The sequence below is a fragment of the Paenibacillus sp. tmac-D7 genome, assembly GCF_006519665.1.
GTDB classification, from domain to species: domain Bacteria; phylum Bacillota; class Bacilli; order Paenibacillales; family NBRC-103111; genus Paenibacillus_G; species Paenibacillus_G validus.
Genome location: NZ_VIDW01000012.1, coordinates 54678 through 72509 on the forward strand (window position 1 = coordinate 54678; position 17832 = coordinate 72509).

Here is a 17832-nt window from a genome sequence, read left to right on the forward strand (position 1 = left end):
CCCCCTATCCGCGTAGGCTTTCTGGTGACTTTGCCGCTCTCGTCGCGTTCGATCGTGACAAGGCAGCGGAAAACAGGCAGGTCTCCTGACTTGCGTCTCATCGCTTTTTCACGCGCCTTCCCATCGACGAATCGACAGTGGCCTGGATCGGAAAAAGCTCCTCGCTTACAGTGGCGGGACCGTGCCGGACTTACACCGGCTTCCCTATTAAGCCGATACGCGCAATGGCGGCATATCGGCACCTGTTCTCTGAACTCAATATAAAATTAGGTACGTATTCACGCATTTCTTTGATAATCAACTCCCATGATAGCACGATTATTTCAAGACTGTCCAACTCTTTGTCGGAAAGGGAGCTTGATGCGGGAGGTTGAGATGACACGCGTCAGGAGTGCTTGCCGCTTTTGTCGCCGCGCTGGGCGCCCGACCTGATGCCTATGCCCCGTGGTCACGCAAGTCTTCGGCCAGCTGCGGTTATGGCTTTTCATCAGAGCCGGGATCGGATATGCTGAAATAAAGGCAAAACCGCCGCTGAAAGGAGCCTCTTGTCAAATGAATCACGAGTTATTGATCGCCCTGGCGTTGAAGAAACCCGGAACCAGTCTGCGGTACCCGTTCGAGCCCGATCTTCCGGTGCTTTATGTCGGCAGCAAAATGTTCGCCTTATTAGGCCATCAATCCGGCGTCCCGAGCGTCAATCTGAAGGCCGATCCGGACACAATCTGGCTGATGCGCCAGACGTATCCAGACACCGTGCTGCCGGGATATCATATGAACAAAAGGCATTGGAATACCGTCATCTTGAACGGAAAGCTGGCGGATGAGGAGCTTGAGAACATGCTTGAAGAGTCGTATCAGCTTGTCAGACGGAACTTGTCAAAAGCGGAGAAGGAAGCGATCTGGGGCCCCGGGCAGCGAAAGAGCTGAGCCTCTTAACGTTACTCCCCGCGATGTGTATCCCGTGCCGTGAATGCGGCGATCGCGCCGAGCAAGATCAGCATGGAGGCCGCCCACAGAACGCCGCCAATGCCGAGCCACAGCGAGTTTCCTTCCGAAGCCATCGAAGGGTGCGTCGGCCTCGTGCCGATCGCCTTCAGACAGCAGGCCACCGCTGCGCTGAACACCACGAAATGCGCGATCACCCACCCGAAGGCGCTGCGGTATACTTCTTTTCGCCCTTTTATCCAAAGCAAAATGACAAAAACAAACGAAATGCCCATGACGATGCCGAAACCGCCGACGAGCAGCGCCATCGTTTCCTGTTCCATCGGTAACAAGGCTGTTCCCCTCCCCCTGGTACGTTTTTCATAGGGATTCCCCCGTTCCTCGTGGACGGCCCGGGATAGATACACGTTTCTTCCCGCCGCAAGCCCTTCCCTCTACGAACGATTCGGAATGACAACGACGGAATTAAAGTAACGCAGAAAGTCGCACATCATTTTAAACTTCACCATGTAATCCTCGAAGCTTCCCTGCATGCCTTCGGCCAACTGATGAAGCTGCCAGGCGTTGCGGTACAGAAATTCGAGCACTTGCTCCTCGGTTTTAGGCTTATGCAGGTCCGTGCCGTGAAGAATTTCGAATTCCAGCAGTATCCTGCCTCTGTAATAAGGATGCACGTTCACCACGTTGCCGGGGTTCGGATTCGGTTCGATGTAGGCCAGACCTGTTTGTTCGAAAGGCAGCATCAGCAGGTTCGTAACCCGGTCTTCCAGCTGTACGGTATAAGCCAGTCCGTGATGAAGCGAGATCATAAACGGATAATTGTCAAACTCTTTCTTTTTGAGACGTTCATAAAAGAACTCTAAAAATGACGGCATGGTTCCACCCTTTTTCGCAATCTCTCTCAACTTGAATTTTCGTAAGCGCTCTTCTTTCAGCTTCCGCCGATTCGAACATCTTCCGATGAAAATATTACTATAAGTTTACACGATCTACCACTCGCGTAGTGAAAAGCCCGCAAAAAAAAAAGACGCCAGGCAAATTCCCCTGGCGTCTGGCGTCTTATTCAAGCGTCACATTTCGGCCTGCCACGCCCTTCGACGTGCTCCTATCCTTGAAGCGCTCTGCGGTAAACATGACGAATATCGTCTAAAGTTAAGGCTTTGGGACTCCGCTGCAGCAAGCGTGTTTGCTTGGCTCCGTCCTGGGCCAGCAGCTCGATATCCTTCTCTTCAATGCCATAGGCCTGAAGGGAGGACGGGATGCCGACATCTTGAGTCAGGTCGCGAATCGCCTGAAGCGCGGCGAGCGCATTGTCCCGAGTGGATGCCTCTTTGCGTCCTACCCCCATAACGAAGGCAACCTTCTCCATCTTCTCCAGGCAGGAGGGAAGAATAAATTCATACACATAAGGCAGCATGAGAGCGTTCGATTCCCCGTGTGAAATATGGAATAATCCGCCGAGCGGGTAAGCCAGCGCATGAACGCCGGCCGTCCCTGCATTGAAGAAGGCCATTCCCGCCAGCATACTCCCCCAGGACATAGCTCTTCTTGCCTCTTGATCGTGGCCTTGCCATACCGCTTTGCGAAGATTTTTGGCGATCAAATCCATCGCTTCCAACGCCAGCGCATCCGTGAGCGTAGAGGATTGGATCGACGTATAAGCTTCAAGCGCGTGAGTGAAGGCATCTACGCCAGTGGCAGCCGTTACACGGGGTGGAACGCTGTACGTGAATTCTGGGTCTACAATCGCGACATCCGCCAGCAGGTAGTTGTGGGTAATGACGTCCTTGGTTGACTCCAGGTTAAAGACGGCGATATCCGTTACCTCAGACCCTGTCCCTGATGTTGTCGGGATCAGGATTTTCGGAAGCCCCTTATGCTGCAGCTTCTTGGTGCCGGTCAAATTTAAATAATCCGCTATGCTGCCCTCATGTGTCGCAAGCACCGCAGCGGCCTTGGCGATATCCAGCGCGCTGCCCCCTCCGACCGCGATCACCAGCTCCGCTCCGGAGTTTCTGACCGCATCGACCGCTTGATCGCCGATAGCGACCGGCGGTTCGGGCACGATTTGGTCGTAGACCGAATATTCGATGCCATGCTCAGACAGAATGTGTTCTACTTTGCTTATGGCACCTGACGTAACGAGAAACGGGTCTGCGAAAACGATCACGCGACGGACTCCTAACGCTTGGCATTCGTCGCTAATTTTTCGGACACAACCTTCTCCGAAATGAATTTTTACGGGAGAAATAAATGTACTCATCCTGCACACTCCTTTATTGAAGATCATCTCTTTCATCTCGGTGACGCCAAATCCCGGAGCCTTTGCCGAATTAAGCTGTATCAGGTCGTTTCAGGCGTTCGGTTCCTCCTGTCCTTTTTCAGCCAATCCATCAATTCCTGCTCTCGCTCCCGGTTCATCTGCCGGGAGAACGCCGGCGTCCATTCATAAAAGCCTTTTCCGTTTTTTTGTCCGTAGCTGCCGCTGTCGACGAGCGCGCGCATCGCCGGCAACGATGCGGAATGCGTGCTCAAATCGGGGAACAAATAACCGGAAATCGAATCAAATACATCAAGCCCTCCCATATCGGCCGTCATGAACGGACCTGTAACCGGGAGTCTCCTTCCGATGCTGTATTTAACGGCCATATCGATATCCTCTATGGTTGCAACACCCATCTCCGCTATATATTGAGCTTCACGGAACAGCGCGTATTGCAGACGGTTCACGATCGAACCCAGCACATCTTTTTTGAGCTCGACAGGTTTTTTGTCCATGTGATTCAACAGATTCATCGCGCGCTGGGCCGCTTCATCCGATGTCTCCGCACCGCGAACGACTTCCACGAGAGGGATGAGGTGAGCGGGATTCCAAAAGTGCGTCACTAGAATACGATGCTTATAGCGGGCTTTCCATGCGATGTCCGTCGGACTTAACCCCGACGTATTGCTGGCGAGAATGACGTCCTCCCCGCATAAACGATCGAGCTTTTCAAACCAGATCTGCTTCAGCGGCAAATTCTCCGGAATCGCTTCTATCACAAAGGTGGCGCCGGAGAGACAAGCTTCCAAAGCAGTCGTGAAGCGAATGCGCTGTTCGATTTCGATTTGCTCGTCGTCTGTGATTAATTGATTGTCCCGCAGAATGGCAAGCTTCTCCTCAATGCCGGCCTTCCCTTTATTCAAATCGTGCAAATCGGCTGCCCAAACCTGTACAGGCATCCCGGCCCAAGCCGCGGTCAAAGCAATCGAATGCCCCATCGTACCTGCGCCGATCACAGCCAACTGTTCGCGCATAGCCCTCTCCCCCTTCCTTATATCGCCGTCCAGCCGCCATCGACGCGGATCGTTTCTCCCGTGACGGAGCCGGCCAGATCGGAAGCCAGGTAAAGGACGGCTCCCGTTACATCCTGAGGCCTCGCCATCCGTCCGAGCGGGATGCGGCGCAGGACATCCTCCATGAACGATGGATCGGTGAGCATCTTGGCCGTAAGCTCGGTCTCAATAAAGGTAGGCGCTACGGCATTGACGAGCACGCCTTGGGAAGCCCATTCAACCGCAAGAGCGCGGGTCAGCTGCACCACCCCGCCTTTGCTCGAGCAGTACGCCGCCCGGTTGAAATAGCCGACAAACGCCATTTGGGAGGCGATGTTGATTATTCGGCCTCCCCCTTGTTTAAGCATGACCTCCCCTGCGCGCTGGCAAGCAAAAAAAGTGCCTTTCAGGTTCGTATCCAGCACCCGGTCCCAATCTTCTTCGGTCACTTCCAGGGCAGGCTTCGCAATATTAATCCCTGCATTATTGACCCATATATCGATCCGGCCGAACCGTTCCAAGGCCGTATCGCCCAATTGCCGGATGTCGCTCACTTTCTGCATATCGCATGCCATGGCGAGGCTTTGCGGCGCGTGCAGTTGAAGCTCCCGGCAAGTCTGGTTCAAAGCGGTTACGTCTCTCCCCGTAATGATCACACGGGCGCCCAATTTAGTGAACGATAGCGCGATGTCTTTCCCGATCCCCTTGTTCCCGCCCGTCACGATCACAACTTTTCCTTGCAGGCTGTCAAAGTTCATGCTTTCACCCACCGTATCAAAAATAAAACAGGCGCCGCAGACGCCTGTTTGGGGTTACTGCCCTTCGTAAGCATCCCGGTAGATCGCTTCGATTTCTTTCACCGTGAGCCAACGTGGATTATTATTTAACAGGCGGTCAATTTTGCTGGCTTCTTCAGCCAAAGCGGGAATATCGTCTTCCGTTACGCCAACGTCCCGCAATGTGGATGGAATCCCGACATCCCGTGACAATCTGGCCAGGGCATGAACCGCTGTTTCCGCTGCATCGCGCAAAGAAAGTCCTTCCGTGTTCTCTCCCAATGCCTTGGCTACCTGTGCAAACTTTTCCAGATTGGCGAGCACATTATATTTCATCACATAAGGCAGCAGCAATGAATTCGCCACGCCATGCGGAACTTTAAATTTGCCGCCCAACGGGTAAGCTAACGCATGAACCGCTCCTACTCCCGCATTGCCGAGGGAGATGCCGGCCATTAAACTGCCCATCGCCATATCCTCGCGGGCTTGAATGTTCTTGCCGTTATATACGGCAGTACGAATGGAGCGCGATATTAATTGAATCGCATGAAGCGCAATGCCGTCCGTCAACTCCGATGCGCGCTGGGCCGTGTAGGATTCCACAGCGTGGACTAATGCATCCATACCCGTAGCCGCCGTTACCGCAGGCGGTACGGAGACCGTCAAGGCTGCGTCTACGATTGCAACATCCGGGAGAAGATAGGGACTTACAATCCCTTTTTTCACGTTATCCCGAATATCCGTAAAAATGGCGTTGTACGTCACTTCAGAGCCCGTTCCTGCTGTCGTCGGGATTAAAATAAAAGGAATGCCTTTGTTCCGTACCTTCTCGATGCCGACCAATTCCCGTACATCGCCCGGGTTGGTCATCATAATGGCCAAGGCTTTGGTGACATCTAATGCGCTTCCCCCGCCGATTCCGACGAACACGTCATAGCCTTGATCGCGAATGCCGCGCGCAATTTGCTCGAGATTTTCAAACGGAGGCTCGGGAACGACTTCGTCGATAATATCGACTTGAATATTCTCGGCTTCTAACGGATCGGTCACTTGCTTGACCAATCCGGTTTGGTTCAATACTTTATCGGTAATGACCAGTACTTTGCGAGCTCCCAATTTGACAGCCTGGACTCCGACTTGCTGTACAGACCCGGTTCCTGTTAGTAGCACGTTCGGCATTCGGAAAATAGAAGATACACTCATGCTGCTTCCCCCTTAAAGTAAGCGGACTCCGATAAACTTCGTTTCGGTCATGTCCTCAATCGCATATTTGACGCCTTCCTTGCCAAGTCCGCTCAATTTCACTCCGCCGTACGGAATATGATCGGTGCGGACCGTCGATACTTCATTAATCCATACGCCGCCGGTTTCCAGCAGTTCAGCGATGCGGAACGCCCGGTTAATATCCGAGGTAAACACCCCTGCCTGGAGACCGTAGTCCGAATCGTTCGCTGCGGCGATGACTTCCTCTTCCGTTTCAAACGGAATCACCGTAATGAGCGGAGCGAACACTTCTTGGCAAACGACTTTCATATGATGCTTGGTATCGGTAATTATGGTTGGGGAGACGATATTTCCGTTTCTTTCCCCGCCAACAAGAATAGTCGCTCCTTCCGAAGCCGCTTCGCGGATCCATTCCTCCGCTCGAATGGCGGCCTGCTCCGTGATCATCGGTCCGATATCCGTCGATTCCAGGGCGGGATCTCCGATTCTGAGGCTGGCTACTTTAGGAACAAGCCGGTCCAATAGAGGCTGGTACACGTCCTTCTGGACATACACCCGTTGCACCGAAATGCAGGCTTGACCTGCAAACGTAAATCCGCCTTTGAGAATGCTTTCTACGGCAATGTCCAAGTTGGCGTCATTGAAAATAAGATTAGGCGAATTGGAGCCGAGCTCCAGCGTTACTTTACGCGGACCTGCCATCTCTTTGATTTTCCATCCTACCGGGCCGCTTCCCGTAAAGGTTACTTTTTTGACCAGCGGATGCGTGACAAGCGGCTCGACCAAGTCAACCCCGGTGCCATTGACGACGTTCAAGGCCCCTTTGGGGTAACCGGCTTCCTCCAGCAATCTGGCTAGCTTCATCGCAGACAGCGGCGTTTTCTCCGCCGGCTTTAACACGACGGTGCAGCCTGCGGCAAAGGCCGTCGCCAATTTATGAAGCACGAGATTAAGCGGGAAATTGAAGGGCGTAATTGCCGCAACAACGCCAACCGGATACCTTTTGGCAAAGCCGATCCGATTTTCTCCGCCGATGGCGCTGTCCATCTTAATAAGCTCGCCGTCATTGGCTTTGGCCTCTTCCGACGCAAAACGTATCACTTGAATGGCGCGCCCTACTTCTCCCCGGGCGTCGCGAATCGGTTTGCCCGCTTCCGCCATGAGCAGCCTTGCAAAATCTTCCGCCTGAGCTTCCAGGCTATCCGCTGCTTTTCGTAAAATCTCCGAGCGCCGGTAGGCCGGCATCTTCTTCATCGTTTCATGGAATACGCGGTAAGCCGTTTGAACCGCTTGCTCGATATCCTCGCGCGTACCGTATTCCACGACGCCTACAACCTCGCCGTTATAAGGGCTTCTGATTTCGTGCTCTTCGCGTCCCTCTCCCCGTACTTCGATGCCATTAATTAATGATCCGATATGCATCTCTCTCATCTCCTCCTCCTACATACCCAGGAATGCTTTCTTCACGTGATCGTTGTGCAGCAGCTCTTGTCCGGTTCCTTCCAAGCTTATGGATCCATTCTCCAGCACATAACAGCGGTCTACAATTTGCAAGGTTTGCTTCACGTTCTGTTCAACCAGCATAATCGTAATGCCTTGACTGCTGATCTGTCTAATGAGACTGAACAGATTTTGAACCAGCAGAGGAGACAGGCCCAGCGAAGGCTCATCGAACATAAGCAGCTTCGGTCTGCTCATCAAGGCTCTGCCGATGGCTACCATTTGCTGCTCCCCGCCCGAGAGGGTTTTGGAAATTTGCTTCTTTCTTTCCTCCAGGCGCGGAAGCAGCTTGTATACTTCCTTCAAGGTTTCATTTCTAACTTTTCGTGCTTCCGGATGGGAGGAGCCGAGCAGCAGATTTTCTTCCACGGTCATGATCGGAAACAGCTTTCGGCCTTCCGGCACTTGAACGATGCCCATCGGCACCCGATCATGGGCCTCTACCGCCGTTGCGTCTTTACCCATAAACTCGATGGTTCCGCTCGTTAATTTGCGAAGTCCGGATATTGCATTAATGGTGGTGGATTTACCGGCGCCATTGGAGCCGACGATGCTGACGATTTCCCCTTCGTTAACCTGGATATTGACGTTCGCCAGAGCCTGCATGCCGCCGTAATGTACACTCAGATTTTTCACTTTAAGCATGATGATCATCCCCCAGATACGCTGAAATAACCTGTGGATTTTGCGTAACCTCTTGCGGCGTTCCTTCGGCGATCGGTTCGCCGTAGCTGATGACAAGCACACGCTCGCACAAGGCCATGACCGCTCTCATGACATGCTCGATCATGAGAACCGTGACCCCTGATTGTTGAATGCGTCTAATTAATTCCACCGCTTCATCTACTTCGCTTGGCGTCAGTCCTGCCAGCACCTCATCCAGCAGTATCAACTTAGGCTGGGTCGCAAGCGCTTTTGCGACTTCCAAGCGTTTGCGGTCGACAATCGTCAAGTTTTTGGCCAATAAGTCTTTCCGGCTCTCCAAGCCGACCAGCTTGACGACTTCTTCCGCCTTTTGCAGCGCTTCGCTCCTGCTGTTCGTTCTTGCAAACGCGCCTACGGCCACATTATATAGCACCGTCTTCGAACCGAACGGCTTCACGATCTGGAACGTTCTTCCGATCCCTTCGCGGCACAGCTCGTACGGGGGTTTTCCCACAATATTTTTGTCATTAAACACAATGCTTCCGGAATCCGGACGGATATATCCGGAGATTTGATTGAAGAGAGTCGATTTACCGGCGCCATTGGGCCCGATAACCCCGAAAATTTGACCTTCCTGCACACTGATCGATAAATTTTTGGTTACCGTTAATCCGCCAAAGCTTTTATTTAAATTTTGGATCTCAAGCACGGCCATCCTGGTTCCTCCCCTCTTTTACGCCCATCGCCACTTTCTTTTTGAATGACAGTTTTTTGGAAAGGAAGTTTTGCAGCGGCTCCACGATTCCTTTAGGCCAGAATACAATAACGATCGTGACGATAATGCCGTAGATGACCAGATGAAGCCCTGGAATTCCATCTCCAAGGTACACGCGCGACACTTCGCCCACGGTCCCAAGCAATATCGCACCAATGAACGGTCCGAACACCGTTCCGATTCCGCCTACGATGGCGTTGAACACCATATGAGCGGACATTTCCGCACCTGCAACCGTATCCGGCTGCAAGATCCCCATCAGCTGACCGAAGAACGTACCTCCGATAGCGGTGAAAAATCCGCTGATCGCTGCGGCGTACAGCTTTACTCTTGCCGTATTAATGCCCAGTGCTTTGGCCGCTTCTTCATCCTCACGGATGGCCGTCAAGTAAAATCCGAGCTTCGACCGCTCAATATACCAGGATACGAAAAGAACAATCGCGGTAAAAGCGAGAATGATATAGTAGTACGGCACACTGGAGAGAAACTGAAAGCTTGCAATACCGCCGTCGGTTACGAGCGGAATGATCAATCCTTCGGAAGAGCCCAGCTCAATCGGACCAATCTTGGGCACCGATTTCAGAATCGTGAGCAAGCCGCCGGAAAAGGCAACCGTCGCGATAGCGAAATAAGCGCCTTTGAAGCGAAATGTCGGAATCCCGATTAATACCGATATGATGGCAACCACGATACCGCCGATCAGCATCCCGATCCAGGGACTCAAGCCGGTATTCATAAACAACAGCGTGGAAACGTATCCGCCGATTGCCATGAAAGCCGCATGACCGAAGGACAATTGCCCCGCGTACCCGCCGACAATGTTCCAGCTGGTAGCCAGATACGCATTCAGAAGAATAAAGACACAGCTTTTCAATAAATATTCGTCATTTCCTAACAACGGGGGCACGGCTGCAAAGATGAGCCCGACGATAATGATAGGTAGAAACTTCTTCATCATATCACTCCTATTACCAATCATGTGGAGAGCCGAATAGCCCCGACGGACGAATCGTTAAGAATAACAAGAACCCAAACAGGACGAATGCCGGCGCTAATGTTTGAGCAACATATAAGGTGGCTACGGATTCAACGATGCCAATAAGCAAGCCGCCGATGATCGCTCCCGGAATGCTGCCCAGGCCCCCTAATACGACGGTGACGAAAGCCGTTGTGCCAAACAAGCCGCCGATAGTCGGATATAACTGGTTGAACGGCAGCAACGCTACGCCAGCCGTCCCAAGCAGCGCCATGCCCATACCGAATGCAATATTGAACGTTTTTCCGATGTTAATTCCCATTAATTTGGCTGCGTTCCTGTCTTGTCCTACTGCACGAATCTGACGGCCAATTTCCGTTTTATTCATGATCCAATAGAAAATAGCCGTCACAATAATACAAAGAACAAAAGCATAGACGCGGGAAAGACCATTCGTAACCCCTAAGAACGTAACGGTGGCGTCTGAAAAAGAGGTTTTGATCGTCCGATAATCGCCGCCGAAGGTAGCAAGAATTCCATTATCCAATACGATCGAAACGGAAGCCGTTAACAGCAGGGCGCCAACCGGCTCGCGCACATCCGCTTCTTTATTCAGCACGGGTTGAACCAAAAACTTGTTAACCCCGTAGCCGATGAGAAACATAGCGGGAACCACAATCAGGAGGGATACATAGGGATGCAGCCCAAGAGAAGTAATCCCGAAATAAGACAGGAACATAGCAATCATCAAAAACGAACCGTGACCGAAGTTAATTACCTTCATAATGCCGAAAATCAAGGTTAAACCTAGGGCAATGAGCCCATAAACCGAACCCATTAAAATCCCATGAACCAGCGCTTGACTCACGAATACTCCTCCTTTACCGCTTGGGTAAGAGAAGAGTGGGGAACAGAACCCCACCCCTCTCTACTTGCTTACTCCGCTTTATACGGATATATGATTTGGGAACCTTGACGGGCATCGGCTTGCGGATAAACCGTAACACGTTCAACCTTGCCGTTTACTTTCTGGAATTGAGCCATAACTAAGCTTGGATCCGGCAGCGTATTTTGTTCATTAAAGTGAATCGTTTTCGTGTAAATTTGAGTCGGACCGCTTGTCAGATTCGTTTCTTTCAACGCCTTGCGAAGCGCTTCCGTATCCGTCGATTTCGCACGCTCCAGCGCATCCGCAATCGTGTAGATGCCTGCGTATTCTTTAATTTGCTCGCCGCTCGGATGTCCTCCGAATTTATCCACAAACAGTTTGTCCAGCTCTTTGGATCCAGGACGGTTCACATCCGGCTCCCAGGCGGAAATATCAAACCAGTTGAGCGCATCCTCGCCGGCATTTTTCACGAACTGCATATCCGCTGTTCCGCCCGCCGTGGAAATAAAGGCTTTTGGCGTTACCTTTTGCTGCTTGAACGCTTTGGCCAGCAGGGTCGCATCTTGTACATAGGAAACCATCAGAATAGCGTCGGGGTTTGCCCCTTTTACCTTATTGGCTACCGGCGTTAAATCGGTCGCTTTCCGGTCGTACGGCTCGTCGAGGACGACTTGATAGCCCGCCTTCGGCAAATCCTCTTTCCAGTACTTCGCTACGCCTTGTCCCCAGGAGCTGTTCTCATACACGAGCGCGACTGTCTTGATTTCCGTGCCTTTCGCTTTCAGGTCGTTCATGAAGTTGATTTGTGTAGTAACGCGCATTTTGGAAGTATCGGCGATCCGGAATACATTCTTAAAGCCGCGTGTTGTAATGGAATCGTCCGATGGAACCGAAGCGAACCAAATCTTGTTCTTCTTCTCCGCTTCCTGGGAAGCAGGCAAGGTCATCCCGGATTGGTAAGCTCCTGTGATTAGAGCAACCTTTTCCTTATCGATCAAACGAACCGTCTCGGAAACCGCCGCTTGCTGATTGCCTTGGCTATCGCCAAAAACAAGCTCTAATTTCGCGCCGTTCAGGGACTTGATCCCGCCTTTTGCGTTAATTTCTTCAACGGCCACTTCTATGGCTTTTTTACTTTGATCCCCTAATGGCGCTGCATCTCCGGTAAGCGGAAGGATGACGCCGATTTTAACGGCTCCACCGGCACTGCTTGAACCGCCTGAGCCACCGCTGCCACCGGCTGCTTCTTTGGTCCCGCCTCCACAAGCAGTCAAACCAAAGGCAAGTATGGCGCTCATCGTAATTAAAGAAAATTTCTTCATACAAAAACCCCCTTTAATAAAGTAAAAGATTATATGTTTCTCGCCTTTACGGCGTTTGAAACCGCTTCAATGAATGCGTATTCAAATCGGTTTGAATAGGGACATGGCTTGCCGAGCAAAAATAGTAGACTATTTTACCATGAACCATTCGTTAAATAGTGACGGTTTAAGGTTGAATATTGTAACCGGTTAAAAAAATACGTATTCATCAGCCAGTTGTAAACGCTTTATAGAATACGTATTCATAAAGACTTGCGAAGGGGAATCCCTGTAAAGAAACTCCCGTTCAACAACGAGCTTTACACGTGGTGTTCCGCACCACCAGTTCAGGCTTCAGCACAATTTGTTTGGGCGTGGACGTGTCTTCAATTCCCTCTATCATATTGATCAGACTTTCCACGGCAATCTCGCCCATTTGATACTTCTCGTGACCGACGCTTGTCAATCTTATCGCGCGATGAGATGCAATTTTAATATTGTCAATCCCCGCTAAGCTTACATCCTCGGGAATGTTAAGCCCTATTGACAGCAGCGCATCCATGCACTGCAGCGCAATGGCATCGTTCGCGCACAGGATTGCGGTCGGAGGCTTGGGCCCGTTCATTAACTTCCATACGACCTTCTCAACTTCCACTTCGGGAAAATCCAAAAAATAAACAAGATCGGAATCGACCGTCAACGCTTCGCTATTAACGGCTTGAATAAACCCGGTGAATCGTTCTTTAAACGTTGAAATATTGCCGCTCTTCGAAATATACGCAATGCGCGAATGCCCCAGATCTAATAAATGCTTGACGACCAGCTCGCCAGCGAGGGCGTTGTCCAGCACCACATAGTTTCCGCCGATTTGCGGCTTGCGGTTGTAGAGCATGTAAGGTACGCCGGAACGCTGTAAATCTTCAAAGACAGGGTCATCCAGTTTTAGCGAGGACAACAGAATGCCGTCAACCGAATTTCCGATAGCGGTTTCAAGCCAGTTCGAGGTCAGTTCCTCATCAAAGCTAACCGTGACGTTGTATCCTTTTTGGCTCGCATACTGAACAATCGAATCTGTCGTCTCTGCAAAAAAAGGATTCAAAATCGAACCAGACACCATTGCAATGGTCTTCGTACTTTTCGTGACTAGACTTCTTGCAATCAAATTGGGACGGTATCGCAATTCTTCAATAGCTTGAAGAACTTTCTGCCGCGTCTTGGGATTTACACTTTCCGCGCCATTTAGTACACGAGAAACGGTGGATTGTGATACTCCGGCCCTTTTAGCCACATCGTTAGAAGACGCCATAAGTTTTTCTCCAAGAATACGTATTCAAAAATGAAACCAAATCTACTCTTTCCTTACAAGAAGAACCATCTACTTCTCCAATGTATGCCATGAATGCGCATTCATTTAAGTTGAGTATATTCGAAATTTAGTTTCTTGTCTACTCTCATTTTATAAAAAATTTTTAAGAACCCCATTCAACGCATTGGAACCGGAACCGGTTTGGATAATGCGTATTTTGTTGGTTACAATACAACTAAAATTAATCTTTGGTCAAGGAGATTTTTATGATAAGCAACCGTGAAATCAAGGAACAGATCGATGGCTTAACCGAACAAAACCAATTATTAACCCAGGAATTGCAACAAATTAAAGATTTAATCCGAAATCAATCCAATAATAATAAAAATAATCAAAACAACGGCACGAATCAAAGCAGTAACGAAAATAATGGGAATCATCAAAGCAGCAGCAGCCAAAGCGATAAACAAAGCAACGGTAATCAAGACGCAGCCACGAATAGCGGACAGCAAATTAATGATATCGCTGTCGATTTTTTAAAACTCAAAGATTTAACGGATGCTTTGGAAATGAAAATGCAAGAATATATCGCAACCAACCAAAAAAAATCGGCGTTAACCAATGAAGATGTAATCAGCCTCATCTTGAATATGATGAATGGCATGATCGATTGGACCAGAGACCTTATAGCCCAACAAAGCAGTCAAAGCCAGCTGCAATAAATTCTATATATCCCCCATTACTCATAGCAGCCGCTTCCGGAAGTTGGAGGCGGCTTGTCTGCATGCCGCATGTAAATCCATACTCAGATTCCCTTGCCCGTTTATATCTTTTTTCAATTCGTGGTATTCTAAATAAAAATGCAAAAAGGTGATTTTATGAGTGAATTCCCTGATGATTTTACGCTTGCAGAGTCGTTATCCGGACGTTGGTACAAGCTTGGCTTGGGCGTTCGCGGAGGCACCATGCTTGTCGAGATGGGCGAAAATATTTTGCTGAGCATCCATATAAGCTCCAAACGTCTTGATATACTTCTCAAAGATAAGCAAGGTGTTTATCAATACGCAGGAGATTTTGCGTTTGAGGGACTTGAAACGGAAGGAAAGCTTCTGTTCCATAGTTGGTCTATAGAGCACATTCATATGAACAATCAAAATGTTATCTTGGACAACCCTACCAATGAATTGACCCAGCTGTTCATCAAATTAAGTCTCGATAAACGAAAAGAAACCGAAAACAAGTTTTTATAGGAATTCTATGCATATGATGGTCTCCGTAAACAAATCATACTTGTAATCCTGCAGTCCGGAGGCTCATCCATGGAAAATAAAGAAGATTACTTCGAACACTTCACGAATAACAGTATTCCTACACCCGCTGACCAGGAAGACATCACGCCTACGGATCTCCTAAGTGAAGCCGTTGAGCAAATCATCGATAAACTGGCCGGAGAAGCGGCTGACGAGTAGTCTCCAAAGCTGCTGAGAACGATACCTGGGCAGGTTACGGCACCTGGGGATATCATGAAGAAACCGTTCTGTACAGAACGGTTTCTTCATGATTCAACACCTATTTCCCTTATGAATCAGGGCATATCCTGCTAAATGGAAATCAGATCCTTCACGTCAAAATGAACGCTTACCTCGTAATCTGTTTGTAGCTGAGGATATTTAATTTTAGCCGTTTTTTGTTCCGTATCGTAGTACCAGCCTTCCGCTTGGTCATTCCATTCCTTGGGATCCAGGAACATGGCAAGCTTCCTGCCCTGCAGCTTCACTTGAACCGGAGCGATCTCTTTGCAAATCAAGTCGATCACCAACGTTTTCAGCGTACTGTCATATTCACCTTCGTTTGAGAACGAAATGACGGTTTCTTGGCCGGCTTTCACGCGGATCGTCGTCTGCAGATAAGCTCCACGCTGATAATCATTGGTCAGCCCGTCATCCTCATACAGCACGAAGCTCGCATCTTCCGACGGTTCAATGATCAGCCGCAGCTCTTCCATCACGTCTTGATGGAGGTTATTCAGACCGACAGCCATCGGCACAATCGCACCGGTCCGGAGGAACATCGGAATGGAGGCCAGGGTAACGTCAAACTCAATCGTTTGTCCCCCCGCATACCGTTTTTTGCTGTTCCACTCGATCCAATCGCAGCCTTTCGGCAAGTATACTTTTCTCGTCTTGGCCTGTTCCTCCAGCACGTTCGCAACCAGGATGGAGCGTCCGAGCATGAAGTCAAAGCTCTCTTCCCATACCCGGGCATCCTGCTGGAACTCATAAACCAGCGGGCGCATAACCGGCGAACCTTCTGTGGAAGCTTCGAACAGCAGGGAGTAGAAATAAGGCGCCAGCTTGTAGCGAAGCTGGATGGCTTCACGGATATACTTCGTATAAGAAGGGTACATCCAAGGCTCGGTCACGGTATTGTCGGTATTGCAGGAATGAATGGAGAACCTGGGCTGAAAAATACCGTTCTGCACCCAGCGCACGAACAGCTCCGGTTCCGGCGCCGGACCGAAGAACCCCCCGATATCGCAGCCTTGATTAGCCACGCCCGAAAGTCCCATGCCCAGAATAACGGGTATATTGAATTTCAGGCTCTTCCAGCTTGTGCTGTTGTCTCCGGCCCACGTCTGGGCAAACCGCTGGATGCCCGCGAAGCCCGCCCGGTTCACAATGTACGGCCTGATGTTCGGTTCGACCTCGGCAATCGCCTCCTTGGCCATCTGGGCCATCAGGTTCGGCATGATCGGACGCAGCTCGCTGATCGGTTTACCTTCGCCTTCAAAATCGCATAACGCGTCCTCATTGTTAATTTCATATTCGTTGTTATCATTCCAAATGGAAGTGACCCCGAGTGAGATGAAGGATTCCTTCAGGTGCTTCTTCCACAGCGCTCTGCCTTCGGGATTCGTAAAATCCACGAACGATGCCGGGCCGCCCCAATAGCGGTCTGTTTGCGGGCCTTCCCCGTTCTGGTCCTTTACGTAAGCTCCCGCTTCGTCAAATTCCTTGTACAACGGATGCGTAGTCAGCATACCCGGCTTAATGTTCGGCACGAGCGCTGCGCCTTTCTGCATGAGCTCCCCGATAAACGCCTTAGGATCCGGGAACCTGTCGTTGTTCCAATTGAAAACATAGCGCTTTCCGTCTTGACCCGTCGTATAGCCGGACGACATGAAGAACCCGTCGCACGGAATGCCTTCTTCCTTGCATTTGTCCAGGAAGCTCAAAATCGCTTTGTCGGAATCTTTCTCCAGCTCGGTATAGTACATGGTGGAACCCATATACCCGAGGGAATACTTGGCAGGCAAAATCGTTTTACCGGTTAAATCGGTGTAATGACGTACGACGTCTTTTATTTCCGGTCCATACATAAAGAAGATGTCCAGTTCCCCGCCGTCCGCACAAAAATACGAATAAGGGTTCCAATAGCCGCTCCGCTCACAGCCCATATCGAAGACCGAATCGCAGGAATTGTGGTAGAATAGCCCGGTCGCCTGCTGAGTTTTGCCGTTGAGCTTTATATAAAAGGGAATATGCTTGTACAACGGGTCCGTATGTTCGGAGTCGTAACCGAGCGTGTCCACATTGTGCATACGCATTCTTCTTTTTTTCTTGTTCAAAGCGCCGGCCTTCTCGCCGAAGCCGTAGAAATAGTCCTCATCGTTCATACACGAATAGTGATACAACCGGCCTTGCTTGTCTTTGACATAGGATCTTTCCTTCAAATCCGCATGAAGCACCGTACCCTGTTTATCTTGAATTTCGATAGCAAAAGGCTGTTTATGGATAATGACGTTCAACTTTTGCGTTGATAGCACGAATTGCGTGTCCGAATCTTGATAGTTAACGGGAAGCGCCTCTATTTTTTTCCGGCCGTCGACGATGGAGTCCAATTTATCTTCCCAAGCCGTCATCGCGAGAACGTAGGAAGCCTCTTCAACGAATTGTTCGTCGAAGGAGCACCGGATTCGAATCACCTCGTCTTTCATCAAAATAATTCGGTATCTGGCTGCATTTGTAATGAGATCCAAATAATTATGCCCTTCGATGACCTGCAGTAATGTGTTGCTTACCAGCATAATTCCTTACCCCTTCCCTACCAAACCATTTTGATATCCACCACAATATCCGATACATGTTAATCATTCTGTTATACGATCAACCAAGTTCGT

General features: G+C 50.1%; 18 protein-coding genes and 1 riboswitch. Of the genes, 4 read left to right on the forward strand and 14 right to left on the reverse strand.

Annotated elements, in window-relative coordinates; genetic code table 11:
- Positions 1–58: 58 nt before the first annotated feature.
- Positions 59–261: riboswitch (cobalamin riboswitch) on the reverse strand.
- 291 nt (positions 262–552) lie between these two features.
- Complete coding sequence (locus tag FKP33_RS10840; RefSeq protein WP_054799403.1) at positions 553–927, forward strand: MmcQ/YjbR family DNA-binding protein; 375 nt, start codon at positions 553–555, stop codon at positions 925–927.
- A gap of 11 nt (positions 928–938) precedes the next feature.
- Here the strand turns inward: FKP33_RS10840 and FKP33_RS10845 are convergent, their stop codons facing one another.
- From FKP33_RS10845 to FKP33_RS10905, 13 genes are all read right to left on the reverse strand, one after another.
- On the reverse strand, positions 939–1277 hold the full coding sequence (locus FKP33_RS10845) for a hypothetical protein (protein WP_372813143.1): 339 nt from the start codon (positions 1275–1277) through the stop codon (positions 939–941).
- A gap of 102 nt (positions 1278–1379) precedes the next feature.
- Positions 1380–1820, reverse strand: coding sequence for a hypothetical protein (locus FKP33_RS10850; protein WP_054797732.1), 441 nt, complete (start codon positions 1818–1820; stop codon positions 1380–1382).
- Between the two features lie 230 nt (positions 1821–2050).
- Positions 2051–3208 (reverse strand): iron-containing alcohol dehydrogenase, encoded by a 1158-nt coding sequence (locus FKP33_RS10855; protein ID WP_141334996.1) that lies wholly within the window; start codon positions 3206–3208, stop codon positions 2051–2053.
- 80 nt (positions 3209–3288) lie between these two features.
- The gene (locus tag FKP33_RS10860) at positions 3289–4242 is read right to left on the reverse strand and encodes a 3-hydroxyacyl-CoA dehydrogenase family protein (RefSeq protein ID WP_141334998.1); all 954 of its coding nucleotides are present in this window, start codon (positions 4240–4242) and stop codon (positions 3289–3291) included.
- Between the two features lie 17 nt (positions 4243–4259).
- Positions 4260–5018, reverse strand: coding sequence for an SDR family NAD(P)-dependent oxidoreductase (locus FKP33_RS10865; protein WP_141335000.1), 759 nt, complete (start codon positions 5016–5018; stop codon positions 4260–4262).
- Positions 5019–5072: 54 nt separating this feature from the next.
- Positions 5073–6239 carry an iron-containing alcohol dehydrogenase gene (locus FKP33_RS10870; RefSeq protein WP_054797730.1) on the reverse strand — a complete coding sequence of 389 codons (1167 nt, stop codon included), beginning with the start codon at positions 6237–6239 and terminating at the stop codon, positions 5073–5075.
- A 12-nt stretch (positions 6240–6251) separates the two neighbouring features.
- A complete protein-coding gene (locus FKP33_RS10875; RefSeq protein WP_127608443.1) occupies positions 6252–7682 on the reverse strand; it encodes an aldehyde dehydrogenase family protein in 1431 nt (476 codons plus the stop codon).
- A gap of 18 nt (positions 7683–7700) precedes the next feature.
- Positions 7701–8405 (reverse strand): ABC transporter ATP-binding protein, encoded by a 705-nt coding sequence (locus tag FKP33_RS10880; protein WP_127608435.1) that lies wholly within the window; start codon positions 8403–8405, stop codon positions 7701–7703.
- A complete protein-coding gene (locus FKP33_RS10885) occupies positions 8398–9120 on the reverse strand; it encodes an ABC transporter ATP-binding protein (RefSeq protein ID WP_127608434.1) in 723 nt (240 codons plus the stop codon). The genes FKP33_RS10880 and FKP33_RS10885 overlap by 8 nt, the downstream gene beginning before the upstream one ends.
- Positions 9107–10135 carry a branched-chain amino acid ABC transporter permease gene (locus FKP33_RS10890; protein ID WP_164751860.1) on the reverse strand — a complete coding sequence of 343 codons (1029 nt, stop codon included), beginning with the start codon at positions 10133–10135 and terminating at the stop codon, positions 9107–9109. Before FKP33_RS10890 ends, FKP33_RS10885 begins: the two co-directional genes overlap by 14 nt.
- Before the next feature lie 13 nt (positions 10136–10148).
- Positions 10149–11024 (reverse strand): branched-chain amino acid ABC transporter permease, encoded by an 876-nt coding sequence (locus FKP33_RS10895; protein WP_127608432.1) that lies wholly within the window; start codon positions 11022–11024, stop codon positions 10149–10151.
- A gap of 68 nt (positions 11025–11092) precedes the next feature.
- Positions 11093–12367, reverse strand: a complete 1275-nt coding sequence (locus tag FKP33_RS10900) for an ABC transporter substrate-binding protein (RefSeq protein WP_127608431.1) — start codon at positions 12365–12367, stop codon at positions 11093–11095.
- A 286-nt stretch (positions 12368–12653) separates the two neighbouring features.
- Positions 12654–13652 (reverse strand): LacI family DNA-binding transcriptional regulator, encoded by a 999-nt coding sequence (locus FKP33_RS10905; RefSeq protein ID WP_141335002.1) that lies wholly within the window; start codon positions 13650–13652, stop codon positions 12654–12656.
- A gap of 266 nt (positions 13653–13918) precedes the next feature.
- Between FKP33_RS10905 and FKP33_RS10910 the strand changes: the two genes are divergently transcribed.
- From FKP33_RS10910 to FKP33_RS27110, 3 genes are all read left to right on the forward strand, one after another.
- Positions 13919–14374: a hypothetical protein gene (locus FKP33_RS10910; RefSeq protein ID WP_141335004.1), complete on the forward strand. Its 456-nt coding sequence runs from the start codon at positions 13919–13921 to the stop codon at positions 14372–14374.
- Between the two features lie 156 nt (positions 14375–14530).
- Entirely contained in the window at positions 14531–14902 is a 372-nt protein-coding gene (locus FKP33_RS10915) for a hypothetical protein (RefSeq protein ID WP_141335063.1), read from the forward strand.
- 69 nt (positions 14903–14971) lie between these two features.
- A complete protein-coding gene (locus FKP33_RS27110) occupies positions 14972–15121 on the forward strand; it encodes a hypothetical protein (RefSeq protein ID WP_164751859.1) in 150 nt (49 codons plus the stop codon).
- Positions 15122–15252: 131 nt separating this feature from the next.
- On the opposite strand, the gene FKP33_RS10920 is transcribed toward FKP33_RS27110, so the two are convergent.
- A complete protein-coding gene (locus FKP33_RS10920; RefSeq protein WP_141335006.1) occupies positions 15253–17739 on the reverse strand; it encodes a glycoside hydrolase family 31 protein in 2487 nt (828 codons plus the stop codon).
- Between the last annotated feature and the right edge of the window lie 93 nt (positions 17740–17832).